This window comes from Acidibrevibacterium sp. (assembly GCF_049965395.1).
GTDB classification, from domain to species: Bacteria; Pseudomonadota; Alphaproteobacteria; order Acetobacterales; family Acetobacteraceae; genus Acidibrevibacterium; species Acidibrevibacterium fodinaquatile.
In genome coordinates, this window is the sequence record NZ_JBMFWJ010000037.1 from 2906 (window position 1) to 27133 (window position 24228).

Annotated in this window: 23 protein-coding genes; 13 read left to right on the top strand and 10 right to left on the bottom strand. The window is 66.9% G+C overall.

All coding sequences use genetic code 11. The features are described 5' to 3' along the window. Positions 1–1334 (bottom strand): hypothetical protein (locus ACP5M5_RS10965; RefSeq protein ID WP_427937326.1); only part of this gene is annotated, 1334 nt, incomplete at its 3' end. A gap of 292 nt (positions 1335–1626) precedes the next feature. On the opposite strand from ACP5M5_RS10965, the gene ACP5M5_RS10970 reads away from it, so the two are divergent. From ACP5M5_RS10970 to ACP5M5_RS10985, 4 genes are all read left to right on the top strand, one after another. Further along, positions 1627–2943: an NAD(P)/FAD-dependent oxidoreductase gene (locus tag ACP5M5_RS10970; RefSeq protein ID WP_427937328.1), complete on the top strand. Its 1317-nt coding sequence runs from the start codon at positions 1627–1629 to the stop codon at positions 2941–2943. A 4-nt stretch (positions 2944–2947) separates the two neighbouring features. After that, positions 2948–3901 (top strand): PaaX family transcriptional regulator C-terminal domain-containing protein, encoded by a 954-nt coding sequence (locus tag ACP5M5_RS10975; protein ID WP_427937329.1) that lies wholly within the window; start codon positions 2948–2950, stop codon positions 3899–3901. A 219-nt stretch (positions 3902–4120) separates the two neighbouring features. Next, positions 4121–5077 carry an iron exporter MbfA gene (gene mbfA, locus ACP5M5_RS10980; RefSeq protein ID WP_114913974.1) on the top strand — a complete coding sequence of 319 codons (957 nt, stop codon included), beginning with the start codon at positions 4121–4123 and terminating at the stop codon, positions 5075–5077. A gap of 17 nt (positions 5078–5094) precedes the next feature. Next, positions 5095–5679: a cytochrome b gene (locus tag ACP5M5_RS10985; protein ID WP_427937332.1), complete on the top strand. Its 585-nt coding sequence runs from the start codon at positions 5095–5097 to the stop codon at positions 5677–5679. Here the strand turns inward: ACP5M5_RS10985 and ACP5M5_RS10990 are convergent. From ACP5M5_RS10990 to ACP5M5_RS11000, 3 genes are read right to left on the bottom strand one after another with little or no spacing between them, the layout of a single operon-like run. Beyond that, positions 5660–5959, bottom strand: a complete 300-nt coding sequence (locus ACP5M5_RS10990; RefSeq protein WP_427937334.1) for a cupin — start codon at positions 5957–5959, stop codon at positions 5660–5662. The two genes, ACP5M5_RS10985 and ACP5M5_RS10990, sit on opposite strands and share 20 nt — an antisense overlap. After that, positions 5956–7113, bottom strand: a complete 1158-nt coding sequence (locus ACP5M5_RS10995; RefSeq protein ID WP_427937335.1) for a GNAT family N-acetyltransferase — start codon at positions 7111–7113, stop codon at positions 5956–5958. Before ACP5M5_RS10995 ends, ACP5M5_RS10990 begins: the two co-directional genes overlap by 4 nt. Positions 7114–7170: 57 nt before the next feature. Beyond that, positions 7171–7653, bottom strand: coding sequence for a RidA family protein (locus tag ACP5M5_RS11000; RefSeq protein ID WP_427937337.1), 483 nt, complete (start codon positions 7651–7653; stop codon positions 7171–7173). A 163-nt stretch (positions 7654–7816) separates the two neighbouring features. Between ACP5M5_RS11000 and ACP5M5_RS11005 the strand changes: the two genes are divergently transcribed. Beyond that, on the top strand, positions 7817–9403 hold the full coding sequence (locus ACP5M5_RS11005) for a PQQ-binding-like beta-propeller repeat protein (RefSeq protein ID WP_427937339.1): 1587 nt from the start codon (positions 7817–7819) through the stop codon (positions 9401–9403). A 48-nt stretch (positions 9404–9451) separates the two neighbouring features. Here ACP5M5_RS11005 and ACP5M5_RS11010 read toward each other — a convergent pair whose 3' ends face one another. The 4 genes from ACP5M5_RS11010 to ACP5M5_RS11025 form a co-directional block, all read right to left on the bottom strand. Next, positions 9452–9853, bottom strand: a complete 402-nt coding sequence (locus tag ACP5M5_RS11010; RefSeq protein ID WP_427937340.1) for a MarR family winged helix-turn-helix transcriptional regulator — start codon at positions 9851–9853, stop codon at positions 9452–9454. A gap of 46 nt (positions 9854–9899) precedes the next feature. Further along, positions 9900–11315 carry a leucyl aminopeptidase family protein gene (locus ACP5M5_RS11015; RefSeq protein WP_427937342.1) on the bottom strand — a complete coding sequence of 472 codons (1416 nt, stop codon included), beginning with the start codon at positions 11313–11315 and terminating at the stop codon, positions 9900–9902. Beyond that, on the bottom strand, positions 11312–13180 hold the full coding sequence (gene htpG, locus ACP5M5_RS11020; protein ID WP_427937344.1) for a molecular chaperone HtpG: 1869 nt from the start codon (positions 13178–13180) through the stop codon (positions 11312–11314). The genes ACP5M5_RS11015 and htpG overlap by 4 nt, the downstream gene beginning before the upstream one ends. A 95-nt stretch (positions 13181–13275) precedes the next feature. Beyond that, positions 13276–14139 (bottom strand): class I SAM-dependent methyltransferase, encoded by an 864-nt coding sequence (locus ACP5M5_RS11025; RefSeq protein WP_427937345.1) that lies wholly within the window; start codon positions 14137–14139, stop codon positions 13276–13278. A 163-nt stretch (positions 14140–14302) separates the two neighbouring features. Between ACP5M5_RS11025 and rpoZ the strand changes: the two genes are divergently transcribed. The 7 genes from rpoZ to ACP5M5_RS11060 all read left to right on the top strand — a co-directional run bounded on the left by rpoZ (position 14303) and on the right by ACP5M5_RS11060 (position 21143). Then, on the top strand, positions 14303–14710 hold the full coding sequence (gene rpoZ, locus ACP5M5_RS11030) for a DNA-directed RNA polymerase subunit omega (RefSeq protein ID WP_114913374.1): 408 nt from the start codon (positions 14303–14305) through the stop codon (positions 14708–14710). 23 nt (positions 14711–14733) lie between these two features. Beyond that, the gene (locus tag ACP5M5_RS11035; protein WP_427937347.1) at positions 14734–17019 is read left to right on the top strand and encodes a RelA/SpoT family protein; all 2286 of its coding nucleotides are present in this window, start codon (positions 14734–14736) and stop codon (positions 17017–17019) included. A gap of 10 nt (positions 17020–17029) precedes the next feature. After that, positions 17030–17437 (top strand): holo-ACP synthase, encoded by a 408-nt coding sequence (gene acpS, locus ACP5M5_RS11040; protein WP_427937349.1) that lies wholly within the window; start codon positions 17030–17032, stop codon positions 17435–17437. A 117-nt stretch (positions 17438–17554) separates the two neighbouring features. Next, positions 17555–18292: a signal peptidase I gene (gene lepB / locus ACP5M5_RS11045; protein ID WP_427937350.1), complete on the top strand. Its 738-nt coding sequence runs from the start codon at positions 17555–17557 to the stop codon at positions 18290–18292. Next, positions 18244–18981 carry a ribonuclease III gene (gene rnc, locus ACP5M5_RS11050; RefSeq protein WP_427937351.1) on the top strand — a complete coding sequence of 246 codons (738 nt, stop codon included), beginning with the start codon at positions 18244–18246 and terminating at the stop codon, positions 18979–18981. The genes lepB and rnc overlap by 49 nt, the downstream gene beginning before the upstream one ends. Before the next feature lie 19 nt (positions 18982–19000). After that, a complete protein-coding gene (gene era, locus ACP5M5_RS11055) occupies positions 19001–19891 on the top strand; it encodes a GTPase Era (RefSeq protein ID WP_427937353.1) in 891 nt (296 codons plus the stop codon). Positions 19892–19904: 13 nt separating this feature from the next. Further along, the gene (locus ACP5M5_RS11060; RefSeq protein ID WP_427937355.1) at positions 19905–21143 is read left to right on the top strand and encodes a diguanylate cyclase domain-containing protein; all 1239 of its coding nucleotides are present in this window, start codon (positions 19905–19907) and stop codon (positions 21141–21143) included. Between the two features lie 33 nt (positions 21144–21176). On the opposite strand, the gene ACP5M5_RS11065 is transcribed toward ACP5M5_RS11060, so the two are convergent. Further along, positions 21177–22352, bottom strand: a complete 1176-nt coding sequence (locus ACP5M5_RS11065) for a pyridoxal-phosphate-dependent aminotransferase family protein (protein ID WP_427937357.1) — start codon at positions 22350–22352, stop codon at positions 21177–21179. A 470-nt stretch (positions 22353–22822) separates the two neighbouring features. Here ACP5M5_RS11065 and ACP5M5_RS11070 point away from each other — a divergent pair, with 470 nt between their 5' ends. Then, positions 22823–23074, top strand: coding sequence for a PEP-CTERM sorting domain-containing protein (locus ACP5M5_RS11070; RefSeq protein WP_427937358.1), 252 nt, complete (start codon positions 22823–22825; stop codon positions 23072–23074). Here ACP5M5_RS11070 and ACP5M5_RS11075 read toward each other — a convergent pair. Further along, the gene (locus ACP5M5_RS11075; protein ID WP_427937360.1) at positions 23040–24173 is read right to left on the bottom strand and encodes an ABC transporter substrate-binding protein; all 1134 of its coding nucleotides are present in this window, start codon (positions 24171–24173) and stop codon (positions 23040–23042) included. The genes ACP5M5_RS11070 and ACP5M5_RS11075 overlap by 35 nt on opposite strands. Positions 24174–24228 lie beyond the last annotated feature (55 nt).

A 24228-nucleotide genomic window follows, 5' to 3' on the forward strand; every position in this document is an offset into this window, starting at 1 on the left:
AGCGCCGCTTCCCGCCGCGCCGCCAGCGCCGCCCGGATCAATGCTGGTTGTGTTGCGATCAGACGCTCTGCCGCGGCGAGACAAAGCCCAACCTCGTCTTCCACGATCCGCGCCGGATCGAACCCGAGGCCGGCGAGCAGCGGTGCCACGGTCTCGGCCGCGACCCCGAGCGGCGCGAGGATGGCCGCAAGGCGATCGCCACTCACCGTATGCGCCAGCGCTTCGGCCAGCGCCTTGGGGTCATCGCCGAGACCGGGCAGCACGATCGCCTGGCGGGACACTTCGAGATAGTGCAACTCGACGGGATCGCCGCGCTTTGCCGCGATCCGGCGGGCGATGGCGAGCGGCAGATAGCCGTCGCGGGCGGTGAAATAGATCCGGCGGATGCCGAGCCGGCGCGCCTCAGCGAGCGCGAATAGGGCAAAGCCGAGCATCAGCAAGCTGACATAATGGGCGAGCGGTTTTTCCCCGCCCTCACCGCCGCCGATATCGCCGCCGGCGCGCCTCCCGACCGGCGCCGGCCGGGCGGCACGGCGGCGGCTGTGGAGGAGGCGGAGGGTCACATCGCGAGCGGCGACCGCTTCGTCCTCGGGCGGGGCGGCGCGGCGCGGCAAATGGACGGCGGCCAGCCCATGGGCGCGGGCGTGGGCAATATCGGAGACCGGATTGTCGCCGAGATGGATGATATCGCGCGCTGCGACGCCGAGATGCGCGAGCAGCCAGGCGAAGAGCCGCCCGCTCGCCTTGCTGCGCCTGCTATCGGCCGAGGAAATCACCTCGCAGGCGCCGCCGAAGCCGTTTTCGGCGAGAAGTGTCGCAAGCCAGGCGCCGGGGAGGATGGAGTCGGAGAGGAAAATCAGCCGCTGCCCGGGCGCGAGCGTCGCCAGCGTCTCGCGCAGCGCCGGCACCGGCCGGCAAACCGTGCGTTCGGTCGCGAATTCTAGCGCCGCCGCCGCCACCGGGTCGGAAACCAGCCCTTGCGCGGCGAGGTGGGCATAGACCTCGTCGATGCGCACCTCGTCATGGCCGGCGGCGCGCGCCGCCTCGCGCGCCGCGTCCTCGGCGGCGAGGCGAAAGACGCGAAACGCCGCCGCATCGCAGGGGATCAGCCCGCACGCCCGCGCCCGGGCGCCGACAGCGAGCAGCACATCGGCCGGCCGCGCCAATTCGCGAACCAGGGCCGTGTCGAAAATATCGCAGCTGACGATCGGATACCTTGCGAGACGCGCGGCAAGCCCGCGCCCCGCCGCGCGACCGCCGCCGGCGGTGACTTCGGTGCGGAATCGGGTGCCAAACACCCGCAGCGCGGTTTTCATGGTGACATCGGAACCCACGTCACGCCCGCCCGCCCCCTCTCGCACGTCATCTTGCCCGCTCTTCCCGAGATGCGACCCAACGACCACCGACGCAGCGACGCGCTTCGCCAAAATGCCGATACACGAAGTGATTCCAACGCATTTTGCCAATTTGGGATTATCCTCACTGCCGCCGCCAAGGCAAGAAAAAAGCGTAACGCTCGGTGACCTAAATTCCGCCACGGCGATGATCGCGCCGCGGGGTGAGAAGATTGTTCGTTTCCGCAGCGCCTCGTCCTATTCTGGCGGCTCGGAATCGCGGGAGGCAAGCATGGCGGCGGGCGCGCATCATATCGTCATCGTCGGCGGCGGGGCTGGCGGATTGGAACTCGCCACCCGGCTCGGCGACCGCTTCGGGCGGCGCGGCGCGGCGCGTATCACCCTCGTCGATAAATCGCGCACGCATCTCTGGAAACCGCTTCTCCACGCGGTCGCCGCCGGCAGCCTCGATCGCGCCGCTCATGACCTGAGCTATCTCGCGCAAGCGCATTGGCACCATTTCCGCTTTCGCCTCGGCGAGATGATCGGCATCGACCGGGCGCGGCGCGAAATCGCGCTCGGCGCGGTGTTCGACGAGGAGGGGCGCGAAGTCACCGCCCCCAGCGTCATCGCCTATGACACGCTGGTGATGGCGCTCGGCAGCGTCACCAATGATTTCGGAACCCCAGGGGCGGCGCGTTTCGCGGTGCCGCTCGAGACCCCGGATCAGGCGGCGCGGTTCAATCGCCGGCTGATCAACGCCTTCATCCGCGCCCAGACCCAGGCCGGGCCGGTGCGGCCCGGCCAGCTCGGCGTCGTCATCATCGGCGCCGGTGCGACCGGCACCGAACTCGCCGCCGAACTGCATCACACCACCCGCGCCGTCGTTGCCTATGGTCTTGATCGCATCGATCCGAGCAAAGACATCGCGATCACCCTGGTCGAAGCGGCGCCGCGCATCCTGCCGGCGCTGCCCGAGCGCATCGCGCAGGCGACGGAGGGATTGCTCACCAAACTCGGCGTTGCGGTGCGCACCGCCGCCCGCGTCGTCGAGGTGACGGCCGACGGCGTCCGCCTCGCCGATGGTAGTTTTCTGCCCTCCGAGCTGGTGATTTGGTCGGCGGGCGTGAAGGGGCCGGATTTTCTCGCGACCCTCGACGGCCTCGAAGTCAATCGGATCAACCAGCTCGTGGTCACCGAGACGTTGCAGACGACGCGCGATCCGGCGATTTTTGCCCTCGGCGACTGTGCCGCCTGCCCCCGTCCCGGCTTCGAAACCCCGGTGCCGCCGCGCGCCCAGGCGGCGCATCAGCAGGCCTCGCATCTCTACCGTCAGATGCCGCGCCACCTGCGCGGCGAGGCTTTGCAGCCCTTCGTCTATCGCGATTTCGGTTCGCTGGTCTCGCTCGGCCATTACAGCACGGTGGGCAGCCTGATGGGGTTTCTGGTCGGGCGGAGCTTTTTCATCGAAGGCTATTTCGCCCGCATGATGTATCGTTCGCTCTACAAAATGCACCAATACGCGCTGCACGGCACCGGCACGGTGCTGCTCGAAACCCTCGCCCGCGCGCTCGACCGCCGCGCCGACCCGGCGGTCAAGCTGCACTGAGCGTGTGACGAGACCCCCATGTCGCGAAAAACCGTTCTTCTTTGTCACGGTCGATGGCGTGCCGGACGCTGAGCCGGCCGCGCCGCTCGCGCCTACCCTTGCTGCGCTGCATGCGGCGCCGCTCCGCGTCTGGTCGATCATCATCACCCTTTATGGCGACGCCATCGTGCCGCGCGGGGCAACGCTCGATCTCGCTTCCATGCTGCGGATTTTCGCGGCGATGGGGATCGACCCCGGCGCCGTCAGAACCGCCGTCTCGCGCCTTGCCGCCGATGGCTGGCTCGCCGGCGGCAAGGTCGGCCGGGCGAGTTTCTATCGTCTGACCGCCAAAGGGGATGCGATCTTCGCGGCCGCCGCGCGGCGGATCTATCGCGCCGCGCCGCCGCCCTGGGATGGGGTTCTGCGCCTCGTGCTGCTGCCTCCTGAGATCGCGACGGAGGCGGCGCGGGCGGCGCTGCTCGAGGCCGGCTGTGGTTCGCCGCTGCCGGGTCTCTGGATCGTGCCGCAAGAGACGGCACTGGCGGCGCCGGCGGGGGCGATACAGCTCGAGGCCCGCGCCGATGATGCGACCGAAGGCCGGCGCCTCACCGCGCTGGCGTGGCCGCTGGCACGGCTGGCCGGCGGCTATGAACGGTTCGTCGCGCTTTTTGCCCCGCTTGCGTGCTGGCTCGCGGCGGGCGGCGCGCTCACCGAGATGGAGGCGCTGGTCGCGCGCCTCCTGCTCATTCACCAATATCGCCGGGTGATTCTGCATGACCCCGACCTGCCGCTCGCGCTGTTGCCGCCGGATTGGCCGGGGACGGCGGCGCGCGCTTTGTGCCGGCGGTTGCATGCGGCGCTTTTTCCCGCCTCCGAAGCCTGGCTCGACCGGCATGCGCGCACCCCGGAGGGCCATCTCCCGCCGCGCGATGCCGATTCTTATCCACGCTTTTCAGAAGATAGCCAACATTGGAAATGAAAATCATTTGCAATTTCAATAAAAATGAAGATCAAATCGATCATCTTGTGCAAAAACTTTCATCATCTTCGCTATTGCGGCGTATGAAAAAATTGACCACTTATGGTCGCGGTCCGCAAGCCATCGCCTGATGGCGTTTCGGGCGATTTGAACAAGAATATACTTCTTCCCGTTCAGCGCCGGCGCCGCGCCGGGGCGCAAGAAGCCAAGAGGTTTCCCATGCGTGATTTTTCCGATCTCGGCGAGCGCGAGATCCTCGCGCTCGCAATCAGCAACGAGGAAGAAGACAGCCGCATCTACGCCGACTACGCCGAGGCGCTGCGCGAGCATTTCCCGGCCTCGGCCAAGGTGTTCACCGAAATGGCGCAGGAGGAGAACGAGCATCGGCGCCGCCTGATCGAACTCTATCAGGAGAAATTTGGTGAACACATCCCGCTCATCCGCCGCCAGGACGTGCGCGGCTTCGTGCAAAGAAAACCGGTTTGGCAGATGCGTGAGATCCGGGTCGAGACGGTGCGCAAGCAGGCCGAATTGATGGAAATGGAGACCCAGCGCTTTTATCGCCAGGCCGCGAGCCGCAGCACCGATGCCTCGATCCGCAAATTGCTCGGCGATCTCGCCGAAGCCGAGGCCGAACACGAAACCACCGCCGAGAAGCTGGTCGCCGAAAACCTCACCCGCGACGCCCGCGCCGAGGAGGAACACACGGCGCGGCAGATGTTCGTCCTGCGTTATGTCCAGCCTGGTCTCGCTGGGCTGATGGATGGCTCGGTTTCGACGCTGGCGCCGCTATTTGCCGCCGCTTTTGCCACCGGCCAGTCCTGGAACGCCTTCGTCGTCGGCCTCGCCGCCTCGCTCGGGGCGGGAATTTCGATGGGATTTGCCGAGGCGCTTTCCGATAACGGCAGCCTCACCGGGCGCGGTGCGCCGTTGCTGCGCGGCGTCATCTGCGGCGCGATGACCACGCTCGGCGGGCTCGGCCACAGCCTGCCCTACCTGATCCCGCGTTTCTGGACGGCGACCGCGCTCGCCATCGCGGTGGTGGTGGTCGAACTCGCCGCCATCAGCTGGGTGCGCTGGCGTTACATGGACACGCCGCCCTTCGCCGCCGCCTTTCAGGTCGCCTTTGGCGGCGCGCTGGTGTTCGGGGTCGGCATTTTGATCGGCAGCAGTTGAGAGGAAGACGCCCAAAGATGACCCAAGAACGCTATGATCGTCCCACCCTGGTGCTGCACTGGCTCACGGTCGCGCTGGTTTTGACGCTCTGGAGCATCGCGCAGCTCTGGGACTGGCTGCCGCGTGGCTCGGCGCCGCGACATGCAGCGCAAGCGCTGCATGTCTCGCTCGGGCTGCTGTTCATCCTGGTGCTGGCGGCGCGGCTTACCTGGCGCGCGACCGCTGGCCGGCGCCTTGCCCCGCCGCCGGGGCCGCGCAGCCTAGTGTTGGCGGCGCGGGCGATGCACGGCGCGCTTTATCTGTTGCTCATTGCGATGGCGATCAGCGGACCGCTCAACCGTTCGGCCGGCGGCGATCCGCTCGGCTTTTTCGGCCTCTTCACGTTGCCGCCGCTGCTCGCCAAGAACAAGGCTTTGGCCGAGACCATCAATGATGTTCACGGCACCATCGCGACGATCATTCTCATTCTCGCCGGCCTGCACGCGGCGGCGGCGCTGGCGCATCATTATCTCTGGCGCGACGGCGTGCTCGCCCGCATGCTGCCGGGGCGCGCGCCGCGCGATGGCGCGGCCGCCGTGCCTCTCAGCCCGGACGGTTCTTGAGTTCGATTTCGAGAAACGCGAGCGCCGCGGTGCCGCCATTGCTGACATCGTGTTCCACCCCGGCCTTGCGGAAATAGGGGCTGCCGGGTTGCAGCGGCGTCTCGGTCTGCCCGGTCGCTGAGACCGCCCGCAGCACGCCCTCGGTCAGGGGCACCACCAGGTAATCGAAACCGTGGCGATGATGGCCGGTCGCAGCATTTGGCGCGAGGCGCCATTCCGTCACCCGAATTTCCTCGCGCTCGATGAGGATGCGGTGTTCGGCCGTATGGTGAGAGGTCATGGCGTGCTGGTCTCCTCGGCGTCGTCGTTACGGAAAGGCGTGAAGGCACGAAGATCAGCCTCCCGCGCCGCAATCGCGAGGCGCTCGGCTTCGAGAAAATCCCCAACCGCGCGGCGCAGCCCGGCATGGGCGATCCAATGCGCGGAATAGGTCGGGGTCGGCAAATAGCCGCGCGCCAGTTTATGCTCTCCCTGCGCCCCGGCCTCAACCCGCGCCAATTTATGCGCGATCGCGTATTCGATGGCGCGATAATAGCAAAGTTCGAAATGGAGGAACGGCCAGTCGCCGATCGCCCCCCAGGTGCGGCCATAAAGCGCCGTGCGGCCGCGAAGATTGAGCGCGCCGGCGACCATTTGCCCGTCTTTCTCGGCGATCATCAGAATGACGGCCTCGCCGAGCCGCGCGGAGAGCAGGCTGAAGAACCGGCGCGGCAGATAGGCGCCGCCCCATTTCCGCTCCACCGTCGCGAGATAGAAGCGATAGAACGCATCCCAATGCCGCTCGCTGATCGCCGCCCCGGCAAGCGTATGCAGGGTGAGCCCTTGGGCCGCAACCTCGCGGCGCTCGCGGCGGATGGTCTTGCGTTTGCGTGACGAGAGGGAGGCGAGAAAATCCTCGAAATCGCCATAGCCGGCATTGTGCCAGTGAAACTGCAGCCCTTGGCGACGCAGCCACCCCGCCGCGCCGAGCGCTTGCCACTCGTCCTCGGTGCAGAAGGTGACATGCACGGAGGAGACACCGAGGCTGTCGCCGGTTGCCGCCAGCGCCTTGCCGAACGCCGCCGCGGTGACGCCGCTGTCGCGGCGGATCAGGAGCCGCGGCCCTGGCACCGGGCTGAATGGCACCGCGACCTGCAATTTCGGGTAATAGCGCCCGCCGGCGCGCTCGAACGCATCGGCCCAGGCGTGATCGAAGACATATTCGCCATAGCTGTGCGATTTGACGTACATCGGCGCAGCGGCCGCGACCTGTCCGTGCGCATCGCGGAGCACGGCGTGGCGCGCGCGCCAACCGGTACGCGGCCCGACCGCGCCGCTATCTTCGAGCGCGGCGAGGAAGGCATGGCCGATGAAGGGATTATCCGCAATGTCGGCGCAGCCGTTCCAATCCTCGGCGGCGATCTCGGCGATGCGGTCATGCAGCGTGAGGCTCATTCCTTTGGCACCATCCGGCATCGTCGGCAGAGAGCGGCGCTTGGGGAGCGCTGCGGCTCAGGTGAGTTCAAACATGCCCTCGATCTCGACCGCGAAATCGAGCGGCAGCGAGGGCACGCCGACGGTGGTGCGGGCGTGCCGGCCACGCTCGCCAAACACGGCGACGGCGAGATCGGAGGCACCGTTCATCACCCGTGCATGGTCGGTGAAGGCGGCGGTCGCGGCGATGAAGCCGCCGAGCCGCACGAGCCGCCGCAGCCGTCCGAAATCGCCATCGAGCGCTGCCCCGACTTGCGCCAGCAGATTGACGAAACAGAGCTGTGCTGCCCGAACACCGTCTTCGAGGCTGAGCCCGTCACCGAGTTTGCCGCGAATCCCTGTCTCGCCGAGGATCGACCCCTGGCCCGAGATCACCAGCAGAGTGCCGGAGATCGCAAACGGCAGATAATTGGCGACCGGGGCTGCCGGCTTGGGCAGGGCAAAACCGAGTTCGGCAAGGCGCGCGGTAATCGCCTCAGCACTCAGTGGGGCAGTCGGCATAGGCCATCTCCTCGAAAAAGCACCGCCCTGTCGAGCGGCGGGGGCATAGTTTCGCCCCGACGCTCGCCGGCGGCAAGCGCCGGAAACTGTGAGACGCCGCGGCGCGCGAAACGGCGCTAGACTGGCCGAGACGTTTATTTCGACCAAGGATCAGGAGAAACCGATGATCGCCCAGCTATCCGCCCGCGCCGCCATCGCGGCATTGCTCGCAGCGACCTGTCTCCGCCCCGCTTTTGCCCAACCCGCAACGCCTGCCGCCGCTGATTTCCTCAACGCCGCGAGCGACGCCGACAATTGGATCCTGCCGGCAAAAAGCTACGCCAATAACCCGTTCACGCCGGCGACCGAGATCGACCGCGGCACCGTCACCAAACTCCATCTTGCCTGGCGCCATGAGGAGAAAGACGGGACGATCACGACGCCGCCATTGGTGTGGCAGGGCACCCTGTTTCTCGCGACCGCGGACGGCGCAGTGATCGCCCTCGACGCCACCAAGGGTAAGGAGAAATGGCGCGCGGCGGTGGCTTCCGGCCCCGGCCGGCTCGCGCTATTTGACGGCCATGTCTTCCTTGCGACCGAGCGCGGGGCCCTGATCGCGCTTGATCCCGCCAGCGGCCATAAGATCTGGGAGGTCGCGGCGGCGCCGGGCGCGGGATTGGTGACCGCGCCGATGCCCTATCACAACCCGGCGACCGGCCAGGATCTGCTGCTGATCGGGATCGCCGCGACGCCAGAGGGTGGCAGCGGCGCCATCGCCGCCTTCGCCGCGCGCGACGGCCATCGCCTGTGGACCTGGAATACCATCCCCGGCGCGGGGATGGTGGGCCATGAGAGCTGGGGTGGCACATCCGGGCAGCGTGGCGGCGTCTCGCCGGTCGGCATCGCCCTCTCGCCCGCGACCCACACGCTTTTCGCGACCCTCGGCAGCCCCAATCCCGCCTATGACGGCGCGTCCCGGCCCGGCGCCAACCTTTATAGCGATTCTCTGGTCGCGCTCGATCTCGCGACACCCGAGCCCAAGCTCCGCGGCTATCACCAGTTCATCGCGCACGACACCTGGAATTGGGGGCTCTCGACGGCGCCGCTGCTGGCCGTCGGCCGGGTCGTCGACACGCAGCACGATCTCGTCATCGTTGGCGACAGAGGCGGCAATCTCTGGGTCAGCGATGGCGACAATGGCGCCCTGCTCGACCACTCCGCCTTGAGCTTCGTGAAAAACGGCGCGACCCGCGCGCCGGGCGGCGGCGCCGTGATGTGCCCGGCGATCGATGGCGGCGTTCAAAGCCAGGGCGGCGCTTTCGACGTCCCCGATAATGCCCTCTTCATCGTCAGCGCCGACCAGTGCGCGCGCGTGGTTCTGAGCAAGACCGGCAGCGATGTCAGTGTGCTTGGCCCCGGTGATACCAGTTTCAACGCCATCGCGGTGGCGAGCGGCACCTTTCTCTGGCGACAGCATTTCCCGCCGCTGCATCTGCCGCCGCCGCCCTCGGCGTCGTTCGGCACGCCCAAGCTCGGGCCGCAACTCGAAAAGCTGATCGATGCCGGCGTGCTGCTCACCGCAAGCGGCCTCGTCTTCACCGGCACGCCAGACGGCAATCTCGTCGCCTATGCCGCAGAGAACGGCCGCGAACTCTGGCATGAGAGCGCAGGCGGGCCGATCACCGCGCCGGCCATCGCCTATCGTGCGGGCGGCCACGAAATCATCGCGGCCGTCGCCGGCGGGCGGATTACGGCCTTCACCGTCAAGTAAAAAAGCGGTGGCCGCAGCGGCAGGCGGGGCGAGATCGGGGGAGGGCGGTCAGCCGTTGGCGACCTTGCGCGGCGAGTCGCCGGCCGTGGCTGCGCGCTTTTTCGCCTCCGCCGCGGCGTCGGCCATCATGTGTTTGAGATCGCGCAGCAACGCGCTGCCCTTCAAGGTCCTCTGCACGAGCACGCTGCGGCGATCCTGCGGATCGACCTTGCGGCGGGCGAGTTCCAGCTCGCCGAGGCGATCGAGGGCACGGGTGATCGCGGGCTTTGAGACGTGGAGATCGCCGGCCAAGCCACGGACGGTGTGGTTGCCGTCCTGCAGATAGCAGGTCAGGAACACCGCGAGCTGGCGCGCCGAGAGATCGGGGCCCTCGCGACGGACCAGGGAGACGACAGTGTCGCGGAGGATGGCGAGCAAGGTATCGGTGGTGGGATCAGAGGAGGCAGGCATGGTGTCAATCCTTCTTTTGGTCGCCTTTGGTCTGGCCGGAGAAATGCTAGCCAGAAAAATGCAAGCTGACCGCGGCGGCGATCGCCCGGGCGGCTTGGGCTTCGCCGCCTTCGGGCCGGCCAGGGCGTGTTGAGTCGTTCCAAGCATAGAGGTCGATATGCACCCAGGGCACGCCCGTCGCAATGAACCGTTCAAGAAATAACGCCGCGACGACCGCACCTCCATGTGTATTTCCCGCAATGTTGTTCAAATCTGCGACATGGCTGCGAAGCCATGTGCCGTAATCAGCCCAGAGTGGTAATTGCCAGAGCGGATCACAACAGGCTTTACCGGCCGCGAGGAGCCGTTCCGCCCAGATTTGATCATTGCTAAAAAGCGCCGGCAGATCCGGCCCAAGGGCCGAGCGTGCCGCACCCGTGAGCGTTGCGCAATCGATGATCAGGGTCGGCGCCTCCTCACACGCCTCGGCGAGCAGATCGGCGAGCAACAGCCGCCCCTCGGCATCGGTATTGCCGATTTCGACGGTGAGACCCTTGCGGGTCGCGAGCACGTCGAGCGGGCGCATCGCCGCGCCGGAGACGCTGTTTTCGACGCAGCCGACGCGCAACGCGAGCCGCACCGGCAGGTCTGCTGCCATGATCATCCGCGCCGCCGCCATCACCACCGCGGCGCCACCCATATCCTTTTTCATCCGCAGCATGGCGGCCGACGGCTTCAGATCATAGCCGCCGCTGTCGAAACAGACCCCCTTGCCGCAGAGCGCGATCAGCGGGGCTTCCGGCGCCGCCCGCGACCCCGCCCAACGCAGAATAGCGACCCGTGGCGCCCGCGCCGCCCCCCGCCCGACGGCGGCCAGCGCCGGATAGCCGGCTTCGAGCGCGTGATCGGCGATGATCTCGACCGACGCGCCAAATTCTTTGCCGAGTGCCGCGACCGCGTTCGCGAGTTCCGCCGGCCCGAGATGATTGGCCGGCATGTTGACGAGATCGCGGGCCATGATGATCGCCTCCGCCGCGACCTGCGCCGCCTCGGTGCCGGCCGGCGCGACAAGCCGCGCCGGCTTGCGCGCAGGCGGCTTGAAGGAAGCAAAGCGATAGGCCCCGAGGGCGAAGCCGAGGACCGCGTGCCCGGGATCATAATCACCCGGCGCGAGACGCCAGAGCGTGTCCTCGGGCAGGCGGAAGGGGAGATCGCCGAACGTCCAGGGTGATATGCCAGTGGGCGAAACACCGTCGTCGGCCACGCTCTCGCCAAGGCCGAGCACCGCGCCGGCAAGACCCGCCTCGCCGGGAAGGAGACAGAGCTCCCCCGCCTTGGCGGTAAAGCCGCTGGCGCAGACATAGCGCCACGCCGCCGCGGGAAGCGACGCGCCGAGCGCCGCAAGCTCGGTCGGCGCCACCGCGTAAAGCGGCAGCGCCGGCGCGCCATCGTCGGCGAGGGCGAGATCGATCGGCGGGCTCATGCCGCCGGCGCCGCTGCGAGCCCACCGGCCATGAGCGCGGTGACGCGGCGCGCGAAGGCGGCGGCATCGGCCGGCGCCTCGCCCTCTTGCACGCGCGCGAGATCGAGGAGGGTTGCCGCGATCTCGGCGAGATCGCTGCTCTCGCCGCGCGCCGCAAGCGCCGTGATCAAAGGATGGCGAGGATTGATCTCGAGCACCGGCGGCGGCGCCGGGAAATCGCGCCCGGCGCGGCGCATCAGCCGCTCGCGGAAGAGATCGCCGCCGGCCAAGCCGGGGGCGAGGGCAACCGCGCTTTCGACCAGCCGCTCGGAAGCGCGCACGTCCGAAACCCCATCCCCGAGCGCGGTCTTGAGCGCGGCCGCGAGCGCGCTGACATCGGCAGCCGGCACATCGGGCGCGGGCGCGAGTTTGGCGAGATCGTCGCCGCTCTTGATCGCGTTGCGGATGGGCTTTTCTTCAAAGCTCGCGCAGCGATCGGGCCAGAACGCGTCGATCGGGTCGGAGAGTAGCAGCACCTCGACGCCAGCGGCGCGGAATCCCTCGAGCAGCGGGGCGCGGCGCAACGCGGCGATATTTTCTCCCGCGAGAAAGTAGATCGCCTCCTGCCCGGGCTTCATGCGCGCGACATAGTCGGCAAGCGAGGTCCAGCCGTCATTGAGGGTGGTGCGAAAGCGCGCGAGCGGCAGGATATCCTTCTGGTGCGCCTGATCCTCCCATAGCCCTTCCTTGAGGATCGGGCCGAAATTCTCCCAGAATTTTTCGTAACCCTCATCTTCCTTGGCGCGGGTCTTGAGTTCGGTCAGCACCCGGTTGGTCAGCGCGTTGCGGATCCGCCCAAGCACCGGGGTTGATTGCAGCATCTCGCGCGAGACATTGAGCGGCAGATCCTCGGTGTCGACGACGCCTTGCACGAAACGCAGCCAGCTCGGCAGCAGGCCGGCCTCGTCGGTGATGAACATGCGCCGCACATGGAGCCGCACGTGCGAGGCGCGCTCCTCCTCGACCACCGCGAAAGGACGCATCTCGGGAATGAAGAGGAGGGCGTGGAATTCCATCGCGCCCTCGGCTTTCCAATGCAGCGTCGCCCAGGGCTTATCGAAGAGATGGCCGAGATGACGATAAAATTCGGTATAGGATTGTTCGCTGATCTCGGCCTTGGGCTTGCGCCAGAGCGCCGTGCCCTCGTTGGCCGGGAGGTCCTTGCCGTCGCGCGCAATCGTCACCGGCCAGGTGATGTGATCGGCCCATTTGCGCACGATCGCCTCGAGCCGCACCGGGTCGAGGAATTCCTCGGCATCGGCTTTGAGATGGAGGATGACATCGGTCCCCGGCGTCTCGCGCGCGGCGGTGGCAAGGGCGAATTCGCCGCGCCCTTCCGAATGCCAGCGCCAGGCCTCCTCGCTGCCGGCGCGGCGCGAAATCACTTCGACGCGTTCGGCGACCATGAAGGCGGAATAAAAGCCGACCCCGAACTGGCCGATCAGCGCCGGCCGCTCCTCCGGCCGGGCTTTGGCGATCTCGGCGCTGAAAGCGCGGGTGCCAGAGCGGGCGATGGTGCCGAGATGGGCGATCAGCTCATCGCGTGACATGCCGATGCCGTCGTCGGAGAGGGTCAGGGTGCGGCCGGGCTTGTCGGGCAGGATGCGGATCTTCGCCCCGTCCGGCAGCGCGAGCGAGGGCTCAGTCAACGCCTCGAAGCGGCGACGGTCGAGCGCATCGGCGGCGTTGGCGACCAATTCACGGAGAAAAATCTCGCGCTCGGAATAAAGCGCGTGGACCACGAGATCGAGCAGCCGCCCGACCTCGGCGCTGAAATCATGCCGCTCCTCACTTTGGCCAGGAGCCTGGGATGCCGTCTCGGTCATGGGTATCGATGTCCTCCTTTCGCGCCCCCGATATGCGCCGGATCGTTCGGGGGTTCAAGGAAGGCCAGCATCGCTGCCGCTGCCGGCAAGAGCGGTCAGCGTCGGCGCGCCGACGCCATCATCACGGTCGCCGGCAGGGCGAGCCCGCCGTCGGGAAGGGTTGGAAAGCGCGCGAAGGCGGCGGCCATTTCGTCGCGCAAGGTCGCTCGCAGCGCGTCATCGGGGCGTTTTTCTTCGACCAACGCGCCGGAGGGGCCGAATAGGGTTGCGAGTTCGGCTTCTTCCGCGGCGCCCCGGCCGGCCAGCGTCACCGCAACCGGGGCGACGGTGATGGCCTCGAAATCCGCGGCGGCGAGGATGTCGCGGACATAATCGGCGTCGCTGAAGGCAAGTGGCCCGGGGCTTCGCGGCGGGCGCGGCTTGGGCGGGCCGAGATGGCGGCGCGCGATCGCGTAGGGGATCTCCCAGTGCGGATTGGCCTCGATCCCGGCCCAGGCGGCAAAGACGAGGCGCCCGCCGGGCGCGAGGGCGGCGGCGATGTTGCGAAACGCGGCAATGGGATCGGCGAAGAACATCACCCCGAAGCGCGAGAGTGCCAGCGCGAAGGTGGCTGCGGGGAAGGGGTGGATTTGCGCGTCGGCGACGAGGAGCTTGGCTTGAGCCGCCCCGGCCTCGGCGAGCCTTTTTTCCGCCAGCGCCAGCATCGGCGCCGAGATATCGACGCCAAGGACGCCGCCGGTGGCGCCGACCGCCGCAGCGAGGCGAAGCGTGGTCGCGCCGGTGCCGCAGCCGATCTCGAGGACCTGCTCACCGGGGCGCGGCGCGGCTTCGCTGAGCAGCAGGTCATTGACCGGCGCGAGGCGCCCCTCCATCACCGCCGCCGCGCGCACCCATTTCGGCCCCGAGATCTCGTTCCAGTTCCTCCATTGCGCTTCATTCGGCGTCGGGGTTTCGTCCACGTCTCTTTCTCCTTGGCATCTTGGGCGAGCCTAGCCGCCTCGTGCGCGTTTGGCCACCCGCGCGCCGGCCGGCCGCGGCCGACTGGCGCTTTTGGCTTGCTATTCGTCTCCCGCGCGCCTAATTCTTGCTATCCCCAACCATTGCAGCGTGGAGCATGCCCGTATGGCACGCGTGACTGTCGAGGATTGCGTCGAAAAAGTCCCCAATCGCTTCGAGCTGGTGTTGTTCGCGGCACAGCGGGCGCGCAATCTCAGTCGCGGCGAGGAATTGACCATCGACCGCGACAACGACAAGAACCCGGTCGTTGCCTTGCGCGAGATCGCCGAGGAAACGATCGATACCGGCAAGCTCGAGAGCGATCTCATCCGCTCGCTGGCCCGCGCCCCGGAGCCAGAGCCGGCCGAGGAGGAGGTGGCGGATCTGATCCCGACCGAGCAGAATATTTTCGGCCTCCAGGATGTTGCCGCCGACGAGGAGCTGGGCAATTTGCCGCTTGACGGTGACGATCTGTCGCCGAGCGATCTCGAGGCAGCGATCGAGGCCGAGCTTTCCGGGCGTCCCCGCCGCTAGGCGGCAGCCAAAGGAGCCGGGCGGTGGCAGCGTGTCGCGGCGGTAGCATCATCCCGGCGTTCCCACGCCTCCCGGAAGGCGGCTTCTCGCAACCTTTTGCCCAACTCCCTGGCCATGCGCGGCTGTCCCCGGTCGAGGAACTGATCCGCCGCGTCACCCGCTATGCCCCCAAAGCCGATGGCGCGCTGATCGCCGCCGCCTATGACTTCGCGAGCGCCGCCCATGCCGAGCAGCGCCGCGACAATGGCGATCCCTACATCACCCACCCGCTTGCGGTCGCGACCATTCTCGCCGGCTACAAGCTCGATACCGCCAGTCTCTGCACCGCCCTGCTGCACGACACGATCGAGGACACCAAGGCCACGCTCGCCGAGATCGGCAGCCGTTTCGGCGCCGATGTCGCCGGTCTCGTCGATGGCGTGACCAAGCTCACCCGGCTCGAACTGCAATCGGATCGCACCAAGCAGGCGGAGAATTTCCGCAAGCTGGTGCTCGCGATAAGCAAGGATATCCGGGTGCTTCTGGTCAAGCTCGCCGACCGGCTGCACAATATGCGCACCCTCCATTTCGTGCGCGACCCCGCCCGGCGCGAGCGCATCGCCCGCGAAACGATGGAAATCTATGCCCCGCTCGCCGAACGGATCGGCATGGATCAGGTCAAGACCGAGCTGCAAACCCTCGCCTTCGCTCAGATCGAGCCGGCCGCCTATGAGACCATCCAGGCCCGGCTCAATTTCCTCCGCGGCCAGGGGGCCGACGTCATCGAGGAGGTGCGCCGCGAATTGCGCAGCATTTGCGAGGCCGCCGGCGTCCCCGTGCTCGAGGTCACCGGGCGCGAAAAATCGCCGTTCTCGATCTGGGAGAAGATGCAGCGCCGCAAGGTGAGCTTCGAGCAGCTTTCCGACATCATGGCGTTCCGCATCGTGGTGCCGACACGCGAAGCCTGTTACGCCGCGCTTGGCGCCGTCCATGCCGCCTATCCGGTGATCGCGGGGCGCTTTAAGGATTATATCTCCACCCCGAAATCGAATCTTTATCAGAGCCTCCATACCGGCGTCACGCTGCGCCATCCGCGCAACCAGAAGATCGAGGTGCAGATCCGCACCCGCGCGATGCACGAGATCGCCGAAAATGGTGTTGCGACCCACTGGGCCTACAAAGCCGCCGGTAGCGCCGAGCCCGCCAATCTCAAGGAGGTGCAGCAATTCCGCTGGGTTCAGGATTTGCTCGAAATCCTCGAGGATTCCGCCGCACCCGACGAGTTCCTGGAAAACACCAAGCTCGAACTCTATGAGGATCAGGTCTTCTGCTTCACCCCGAAGGGCAAGCTCATTCCGCTGCCGCGCGGGGCGACGGCGGTGGATTTCGCCTATGCCGTCCATAGCCAGGTCGGCGATACCTGCGTCGGCGCCAAGGTGAACGGGCGGTTGGTGCCGCTCCGCTATCAGCTTCAGAACGGCGACCAGGTCGAGATCATGACCGCGCGCGGCGGCACGCCGTCGCCGCAATGGGAGCGTTTCTGCGTCACCGGCAAGGCGCGGGCGCGCATCCGCCGCTTCGTCCATCAGCAGCAGCGCCAGCAGAACAGGGATGAGGGCCACGCCATGCTGGTTCGCGCCTTCCGCCAGGAAGGGGTGGACGGCAGCGAAAAAACCCTCGAGACGACGCTCAAAGCCCTCAAGCAGGCCAGCCTCGAGGATCTTTTCATCGCCGTCGGCGCCGGCGCGATCGGGCCAAAGGAAGTCGTCCACGCCGCCTATCCGCAATTGCGTGAGGCCTCGCGCCCGCCGCGCATGGTTCCGAGCCTCGCCGACCGCGCGCCGCGCCATGCCAGCGCCGCCGCCGATCCGGGCATGGCGATCACCGGCCTCATTGCCGGCATGGCGGTGCATTTCGCCGGCTGCTGTCATCCACTGCCGGGCGAACCGATCGTCGGCATCATCGCCACCGGCAAGGGGGTCACCATCCACACCAAGGCCTGCCAGACGCTCGAGCAATTCGCCGCGACCCCTGAGCGCTTCATCGATGTCGACTGGGATCTGGCTGCCCTCGGGCGCGACAAATCCGGCATGCATATCGGGCGCATCAGCGTGATTACCGGCAGCGAACCGGCGGCTATGAACAATCTTCTCAATGCCATCGTCAAGCAGGACGGCAAGGTCGTCACTCTCCACACCGTCAATCGCCAGCAGGATTTCTGCGAGTTCCTGGTCGATGTCGAGGTGCGCGATCTCCGCCACCTCTCGCACATCATTGCCGGCCTCAGGGCAACCCAGGGGATCTCCGAGGTGGAGCGCGCGCGGGCGTGAGGGGTTGCGCGTGATCCTCGGCCTCGGCACCGATCTCTGCGACATCAGGCGCATCGAGGCGGTGCTCGCGCGCCATGGCGAGCGTTTTCTGCGCCGGGTATTCACCGAGACCGAGCGCCGGCGCGCCGCCCGCCGCGCCCCGGCGCTCGCCGCCGGCACCTTCGCCAAGCGCTTCGCCGCCAAGGAGGCCTGCGCCAAGGCGCTCGGCACCGGGTTTCGCGCCGGCGTCTTCATGGCCGATCTCGGCGTCGTCAATCTTCCCTCCGGCCAGCCGACGCTGGCGCTGACCGGTGGTGCCGCGGCGCGGCTCGCGGCCCTCACCCCCCCGGGCATGCGGGCGGCGATCGCGCTATCGATGACCGATGAATACCCCTACGCCTTCGCGCAGGTGATCATTTCCGCAGACCCCGTGGCCTGAGCCGATGAGGACGTTGCCGCGCCGCGTCAAACCCCGCGTGTCGCATAGCGGCTTGACAGGGGCATGGCCGGACGGCTTGATCCGCCGGCCTTTTTGACCGGAACGGAATCCTCTCGCATGGCGCAAAGCAAACCCGGCGGCCTGATCGACAACGTCAAGACCATCGTCTATGCCGCGCTGATCGCGCTCGGCATTCGCACCTTCGCCTACGAGCCCTTCAACATTCCCTCAGGCTCGATGATTCCGACGCTGCTGGTCGGGGATTATCTCTTCGTCTCGAAATTCAGCTACGGCTATTCGCATTTCTCCTTCCCGCTATCGCCGCCGCTGTTTTCCGGGCGGATTTTCGGGCGCTTGCCCGAGCGCGGCGATGTCGTCGTCTTCAAGCTGCCGCGTGACACCTCGACCGATTACATCAAGCGCATCATCGGTCTGCCCGGGGACCGCATCCAAATGCGCGCGGGGCACCTCTATATCAACGACACCGAGGTGCCACGCGAGCCGGACGGAACCTATACCGTCACCGATGATGGGCCGAGCATGGTCTATAAGCGCTATATCGAGACGCTGCCCGGTGGTGTGCGCCACGAAATCCTCAAAGCCTCCGATGATGGGCCGCTCGACAACACCCAGGAATATCTGGTGCCGCCGGGCTATGTCTTCGCGATGGGGGACAACCGCGACAACAGCCTCGACAGCCGGGTCTTGAACGCAGTCGGCTTTATTCCTCTCGAAAATCTGGTCGGGCGGGCGCAATTCCTGTTCTTTTCGATCGATGCCGAGGCGCCGTGGTGGGAGATTTGGGAATGGCCGTTCGAGATTCGCTGGAGCCGGCTGTTCACCAGCATCCATTGAGCGATGACGAGCGCCTGGCAACGGCGGAGCAGATCCTCGGCCACCGTTTCGCGCGCCCGGAATTGCTGGCCGAAGCGCTGACCCATCGTTCGGCGCTGCGCGGGCGGCATCGCATGGCGTCCAATGAGCGGCTGGAATTCGTCGGCGATCGTGTCCTCGGCCTTTTGGTCGCGGAATGGCTCGCCGAGCGTTTCGCGCGTGAGGATGAGGGGGCGCTCGGGCGGCGTCTCGCCCAACTCGTCTCGGGGCCGGTCTTGGCCGCGATCGCGGCGCGCCTGGCGCTGCCGGCGGTGCTCGCGGTGGCGCCGGGGGAGGCGCGCGCTGGCGTGCGCAAGCGCGCGAGCGTGCTTGCCGACGCGATGGAGGCGGCGATCGGCGCGCTTTATCTCGATGGTGGTCTTGCGGTTGCGCGCGATTTCGTCCGCGCCGCTTACGCCCCGATGATGGCAGCACAGGGCGCGCCCCCCAAGGATGCCAAGACCGCGTTGCAGGAATGGGTGCAGGCGCGTGGCCTGCCGCTGCCGGCCTATCGCGTCAGCGGCCGCGACGGGCCGCCGCATGCCCCGGAATTCGCGATCACCGTCACCATCGCCGCCGATCCGCCGATGGCGGGCCATGGCCGGGCGGGAACCAAGCAGGCGGCCGAGCAGGCGGCGGCCGCCGATCTTTTGAGCCGGCTTGCGCCGTGATCTCACCGTGGAGCCAAGAATGACCTCGCGCTGCGGCTATGCCGCGATCGTCGGCGCCCCGAACGCCGGCAAATCGACGTTGCTCAACCGCCTCGCCGGGGCCAAGCTCTCGATCGTCACGCCCAAAGCGCAGACGACGCGCTTTCGGGTCCTCGGCATCGTGCAAGAGGGTGCGGCGCAGATCCTTCTCGTTGACACCCCAGGGATTTTCGCGCCGCGCCGGCGCCTTGACCGGCTGATGGTGGACGCAGCCTGGAGCGGGGCGGCGGATGCCGATATCGTGCTGCTCTTGGTCGATGCCCGCGCCGGTCTCACCGAGGGTGTGCGCGCCATCGCGGCGGGGTTGGGGGCGGCTGAGAAAAAGCGGCGCTGCTGGCTGGTGCTGAATAAGGTCGATCTCATCGCCGCAACGCAATTATTGCCGCTGACGGCGGCGCTGACCGATTTGCTCGCCTGCGAGCAGGTGTTCATGATCTCGGCCGCGACCGGCGATGGTGTCCCCGCATTGCGCGCCGCCCTCGCGGACGCGATGCCGGCCGGGCCGCATCTCTACCCCGATGACGATCTCACCGATCTCCCGGACCGGCTGCTTGCCGCGGAAATCGTGCGCGAGCAGATTTTTCTTCAGACCTCAGACGAAATCCCCTATGCCGTCACCGTCGAGACCGAGAGTTTCCGCACCCTCGCCGGCGGCGCCGTGCGGATCGAGGCGGTGATCTATGTCGCGCGCGCCGGCCATAAAGCAATCCTGATCGGCGAGCAGGGAAGGCGCATCCGTGCCATCGGCAGCCGCGCCCGCGCCGAGCTGATCGCGCTTTGGGAGAAGCCGGTGCATCTTTTCCTGCATGTCAAGGAGCGGCCCGGTTGGGACGAGGAAACGGCACGGCTGCGCGCCCTGGGCCTGGAATAGGGGGCGCGGGACGATGAGCGGCGACTGGGGGGATGACGGCGCCGATCTGCTGACATTTGCCGATCGCGCGCTCGCTGCGCCGGGCTGGCGGCTCACATTCCCCCCGCCGCTGGAAGCCGCCTTCGAACGCGATACCGGCCGCGATCGCTGCCGCCAATTGGCCTCGAGCCTGCTGCTAGGGGTCTTGCTCTATGATTCCTTCATCCTCGACGACGTCATTCTGAATTTCAGCCATGCCCGGGAAATGGCTTGGGTGCAGCTCGGGATCGTCACGCCGCTCGGGCTATTGTTCGCGGCTTATATCTGGCGCGAGCCGCCGAAATTCCGGCGTGAAATCGCCGCCGCCCTGGTAACCCTGGTCGCTGCCGCCAGCGTCGCCTATTTCACCCATATCGTGCCCGCGCCGGTGCGGCTGCCGGTGATGTTCGGCCTGATCGTCATCATTGCTTTCGCCAACACCGTGCTCCATCTCCGCTTCGGCTATGCGCTGGCGGGCTCGCTCGGGACGCTCGCCATTTTCATCGCCGCGATGCGGGCGCCACCGATGCTCGGCTGGCCGATCGCGACCTATACGACGATGCTGGTCGGGGCCGCGATCGTTCTCACCTTGGTCGCCAATCATCGCCTGGAGCGGCAATTGCGCCGGTCCTATCTTTTCGGCCTGCGTGAACGGCTGCTCGGGATCGGGCTGAGCGAGACCAACCGCCAGCTCGAACGGCTCTCCTATCATGACCCTCTCACCGGTCTCCCCAATCGCCGCATGCTCGCCGCCCGGCTTGCCGAACTGTGGAATGAGCAGACGGACGCGGCCATGGCGCCGGCGCCGATCGGCGTGCTCGTCATCGATATCGATTTTTTCAAGATGTATAACGACCATTACGGCCATCCCGCCGGCGATGCCTGTCTGCGCGCCGTCGCGACGCTGCTGCGCCAGCATATGCGGGCCGGGATCGATCTCATCACCCGCTATGGCGGGGAAGAATTCCTCGCCGTGCTGCCCGGTCTCGATCTCGACGCCTGCGCGCGTATCGCCGAGCGTATCCGCACGGCGGTGGCGGCAGCGCGGCTGCCGCACCAGGGCCGCGACCAGGATGGCGTGGTCACCGTCAGCATCGGCGTCGCCGCGATGTCGCCAAAGATCGCGGTCAATCCCAGTGATGTGATCACCCGCGCCGACGCGGCGCTCTATCGCGCCAAGCAGGCAGGGCGGAACGCGGTGCGGGCGGCGCCGGCCATCTCGGCGGAAGGATAGCGGTCCTTCAAGGCGCGCCCAGCGCCGCTTACCTCATTCCGCGAACGAGGCCATGGCGGCATCGAGGGCGCCGCCGCCATGCGGGACGCCGGCGCGCGTGAGGCTCATGTCGACGGCGGCGAGGGTGCCCATCACCATCGCCTCGTTAAGGTCGCCGAGATGGCCGATGCGAAAAACCTTGCCGCCGAGCGCACCGAGGCCGCCGCCGAGCGAAACATTGAAACGCTCACGGGCGATGGCGCGCACCGCCTCGGCGTCGGACCCCTCGGGCATCAGGATGGTGGTGACGGAATCAGAGAGCCGCTCCGGGTTGATGCCATAAAGCTCGGGGCCGCGATTGCCCGCCCAGGCGCGGACCGCGGCGCGCACCCCGCCTGCGAGGCGATGATGGCGGGCAAAGACGTTCTCCAGCCCCTCCTCCTCGAGCAGGCGGAGGGATTCGCGTAGACCATAAAAGAACGTCACCGGAACCGTCCCCATGAAGCTCTTGTGCGGGCGTGACAGCATGGCCGTCCAGTCGAAATAACCGCGCGCCAGCCGCGCCTCGCGATGCGCCGCCATGCCGCGCTCGGAGACCGCGGTGAAGCTCATGCCGGCGGGCAGCATCAGCCCTTTCTGGCTCCCGCCGACCACGGCATCGACGCCCCATTCGCTCATGCGGAAATCGAAACTGCCGAGCGAGGAGATGGTGTCGACGAGGAACAGCGCCGGATGGCGGGCGGCATCGATCGCGGCGCGGATGGCCGGCAGCGGCAGAGTGAGCCCGGTCGAGGTCTCGTTATGGACGGCGCAGACGGCGCGGATCGTGCCCTTGGCGTCGGCCCGAAGGGCTTTTTCGACCGCCGCGATATCGGCGCCGCGCCGCCAGTCGGCGGCAACGGTTTCGACGGTAAGGCCAAGGCGCGCTGCCATCGCCGCCCAACTGTCCGAAAAATAGCCCGAAGCGATCATCAGCAGCCGGTCGCCGGGCGAGAAGAGATTGACCAGGGTTGCGTCCCAGGCGCCGTGGCCAGAGGCGGTATAGAGGAATAATTCGCCGCTTTCTTGGCGCAAGAGGCGCTGCAAGCCGGCGCGCCCCGCCTCATAGACGGCAAAAAACGCCGGATCGTTGAAATCGACCGAAGCATGCGCGGTCGCCAAGAGAACGCTGTCGGGGATGTTGGTCGGGCCGGGATTGGCAAAAAAATGGCGACCGCGGGGGGAAATCATGACGTCTGCACTCCGTTATGCGGTTCCGCCGGACGATCCGACCGCCATGGGAACCTTAGGCTTTGTCGGGGCAAGTCTGCGCGCTGTCAACGACGACGCCCTCCTGCTCGCCGTCGTGCTCAGGGTCTTGGCGCGGGTCACGGATTGGAGGGTTTCTTTCTTGTCGTTGCGTCTTTTTTTTCGATTGATCTTCGTTCCAGTCAAAGTTAACATTTTATCAATTCAAGGGGCGTGCGGTTGGACTGCGTTGGCACTCGTTGAAGGGAAGCGAGGGGGTAAACATGCAACGGAAGGTAATTCTTGCCGCAGCCATTGCGCTTGCGGTGTGGGCGCCCGGCATTGCGCGGGCGGGGGCGGATCTTTACGTCTAAAGTTTTGATAACGAAACAGTTGGGCAATACGATGCCGCAACCGGAGCCGCGATCAACTCGTCTCTGGTTTCTGGTTTGGGCACTCCTTACGGCATCGCGGTGTCGGGATCGGACCTCTTCGTCACTAATCCACGCGCCAATACGATCGGGGAATACAATGCCACCACCGGCGCCGTGATCGATGCGTCCCCGGTCACCGGGCTTGACGGCCCGCAGTATCTTGCCGTCGCCGACACCTCCTCGGCCGTTCCCGAACCGGCAAGCCTCTCGCTGTTCGCCGTCGGCGCCCTCGGCTTTGCCGCCCTCCGCCGCGGCGTCAGCCAGCCACCGGGAACTCGACATGGCGGATGAATTTCAATTTTCCCTTCTCGTTTCGCACGACGTTGTAGCCGTGTAGCCCATCGCCGTTGGCGTCGAAATTATAGACGCCCTCGGCGCCCTGATAGCCGCGGATGGCGAGGATGGCGCTGCGGATCGCCGCCGGTTCGGTGTTGCCGGCGGCGTTGATGGCGCGGGCGAGGATGTGCATCCCGTCATAGGTCCAGCCATTATCCGGCTGCGCGCCGCCATAGGCGCGGGCATAGGCGGCGGCGAAAGCGCCGGCGGCGGCGCTCGAATCGACGTTGAAATCGGCGATGCCGTAGCTCCCCCAAAGCGCCGGGCCGGCGAGATGGAGCGTCACCGGCGAGGCGATGGAGGGGGAGCCGACCCAGGGGATAGTCAGGCCGAGCTGGCGCACCTGGCGGGCAAATACCGCCTGATCCGGCTCGAAGGTGAAATAGCTTCCCATGATGTCAGCCCCCGAGCCGCGCACGGCGAGCACGACGGGGGTGAAATCCGGCTGCTGATTGGCGTAGCCTTGCGTCAGAACCGGCGCAACGCCAAGCGCGTCGAGGGAAGCGACCAGCGCCTTCATGCCGTTCGCGCCGAACGCATCGGTTGAATAGACCACCGCCCATTTGCGTTTTTTGAGGTCGTTCACGCCAAAATCGGCGATCACCCGGGCGGAGTAGAGATCATTCGGGCGGCAGCGAAACAGCCACGGATTACCGCTATGGGTCAGGGTCGGGTCGGTCCCGCCGAACATCACCGGGCGCGCGACGCGGGCAATATCGGGCGCCATCGCCTGCATCTGGGTCGAGCGGATGGAGCCGATATAGCCGACGCAATCGCCACGATTGGCAAGCCGGCTGAAGGCCAGCACCGCGCCGGGGTTGGTCGTCTGGTCGTCTTCCACGATCAATTCGACCGGCCGGCCGAGCACGCCGCCGGCTTGGTTCACCTCGTCCATGGCGAGGCGGGCGCTGTTGAGCTGAATGCGCCCAGGCTCGGCGGCGGGGCCGGTGAGCGGCGAGACCATGCCGATCTTAAGCGTCTCGGCGGCGCGGCCGCGCGCGGCGGCAACGAGGGTGAGGGCGCCGGTCAGGGCGGCGCGGCGGCTAATCGGCATGGACATTCCTCCTTGGTTTTTTGGCGCTTTCGCACGGCCTTGCGACAAGTCTAGC

Bases quoted from the DNA above. Each gene is read 5' to 3' on its own strand.
- rpoZ (WP_114913374.1), top strand. From the start codon at position 14,303: ATGGCACGCGTGACTGTCGAGGATTGCGTCGAAAAAGTCCCCAATCGC.
- ACP5M5_RS11075 (WP_427937360.1), bottom strand. From the start codon at position 24,173: ATGCCGATTAGCCGCCGCGCCGCCCTGACCGGCGCCCTCACCCTCGTT.
- ACP5M5_RS11000 (WP_427937337.1), bottom strand. From the start codon at position 7,653: ATGCCGACTGCCCCACTGAGTGCTGAGGCGATTACCGCGCGCCTTGCC.
- mbfA (WP_114913974.1), top strand. From the start codon at position 4,121: ATGCGTGATTTTTCCGATCTCGGCGAGCGCGAGATCCTCGCGCTCGCA.
- rnc (WP_427937351.1), top strand. From the start codon at position 18,244: ATGGCCGTTCGAGATTCGCTGGAGCCGGCTGTTCACCAGCATCCATTG.
- era (WP_427937353.1), top strand. From the start codon at position 19,001: ATGACCTCGCGCTGCGGCTATGCCGCGATCGTCGGCGCCCCGAACGCC.
- lepB (WP_427937350.1), top strand. From the start codon at position 17,555: ATGGCGCAAAGCAAACCCGGCGGCCTGATCGACAACGTCAAGACCATC.
- ACP5M5_RS10970 (WP_427937328.1), top strand. From the start codon at position 1,627: ATGGCGGCGGGCGCGCATCATATCGTCATCGTCGGCGGCGGGGCTGGC.
- ACP5M5_RS10985 (WP_427937332.1), top strand. From the start codon at position 5,095: ATGACCCAAGAACGCTATGATCGTCCCACCCTGGTGCTGCACTGGCTC.
- ACP5M5_RS11005 (WP_427937339.1), top strand. From the start codon at position 7,817: ATGATCGCCCAGCTATCCGCCCGCGCCGCCATCGCGGCATTGCTCGCA.
- ACP5M5_RS10990 (WP_427937334.1), bottom strand. From the start codon at position 5,959: ATGACCTCTCACCATACGGCCGAACACCGCATCCTCATCGAGCGCGAG.
- ACP5M5_RS11015 (WP_427937342.1), bottom strand. From the start codon at position 11,315: ATGAGCCCGCCGATCGATCTCGCCCTCGCCGACGATGGCGCGCCGGCG.
- ACP5M5_RS11060 (WP_427937355.1), top strand. From the start codon at position 19,905: ATGAGCGGCGACTGGGGGGATGACGGCGCCGATCTGCTGACATTTGCC.
- ACP5M5_RS10995 (WP_427937335.1), bottom strand. From the start codon at position 7,113: ATGAGCCTCACGCTGCATGACCGCATCGCCGAGATCGCCGCCGAGGAT.
- ACP5M5_RS11010 (WP_427937340.1), bottom strand. From the start codon at position 9,853: ATGCCTGCCTCCTCTGATCCCACCACCGATACCTTGCTCGCCATCCTC.
- htpG (WP_427937344.1), bottom strand. From the start codon at position 13,180: ATGACCGAGACGGCATCCCAGGCTCCTGGCCAAAGTGAGGAGCGGCAT.
- ACP5M5_RS11065 (WP_427937357.1), bottom strand. From the start codon at position 22,352: ATGATTTCCCCCCGCGGTCGCCATTTTTTTGCCAATCCCGGCCCGACC.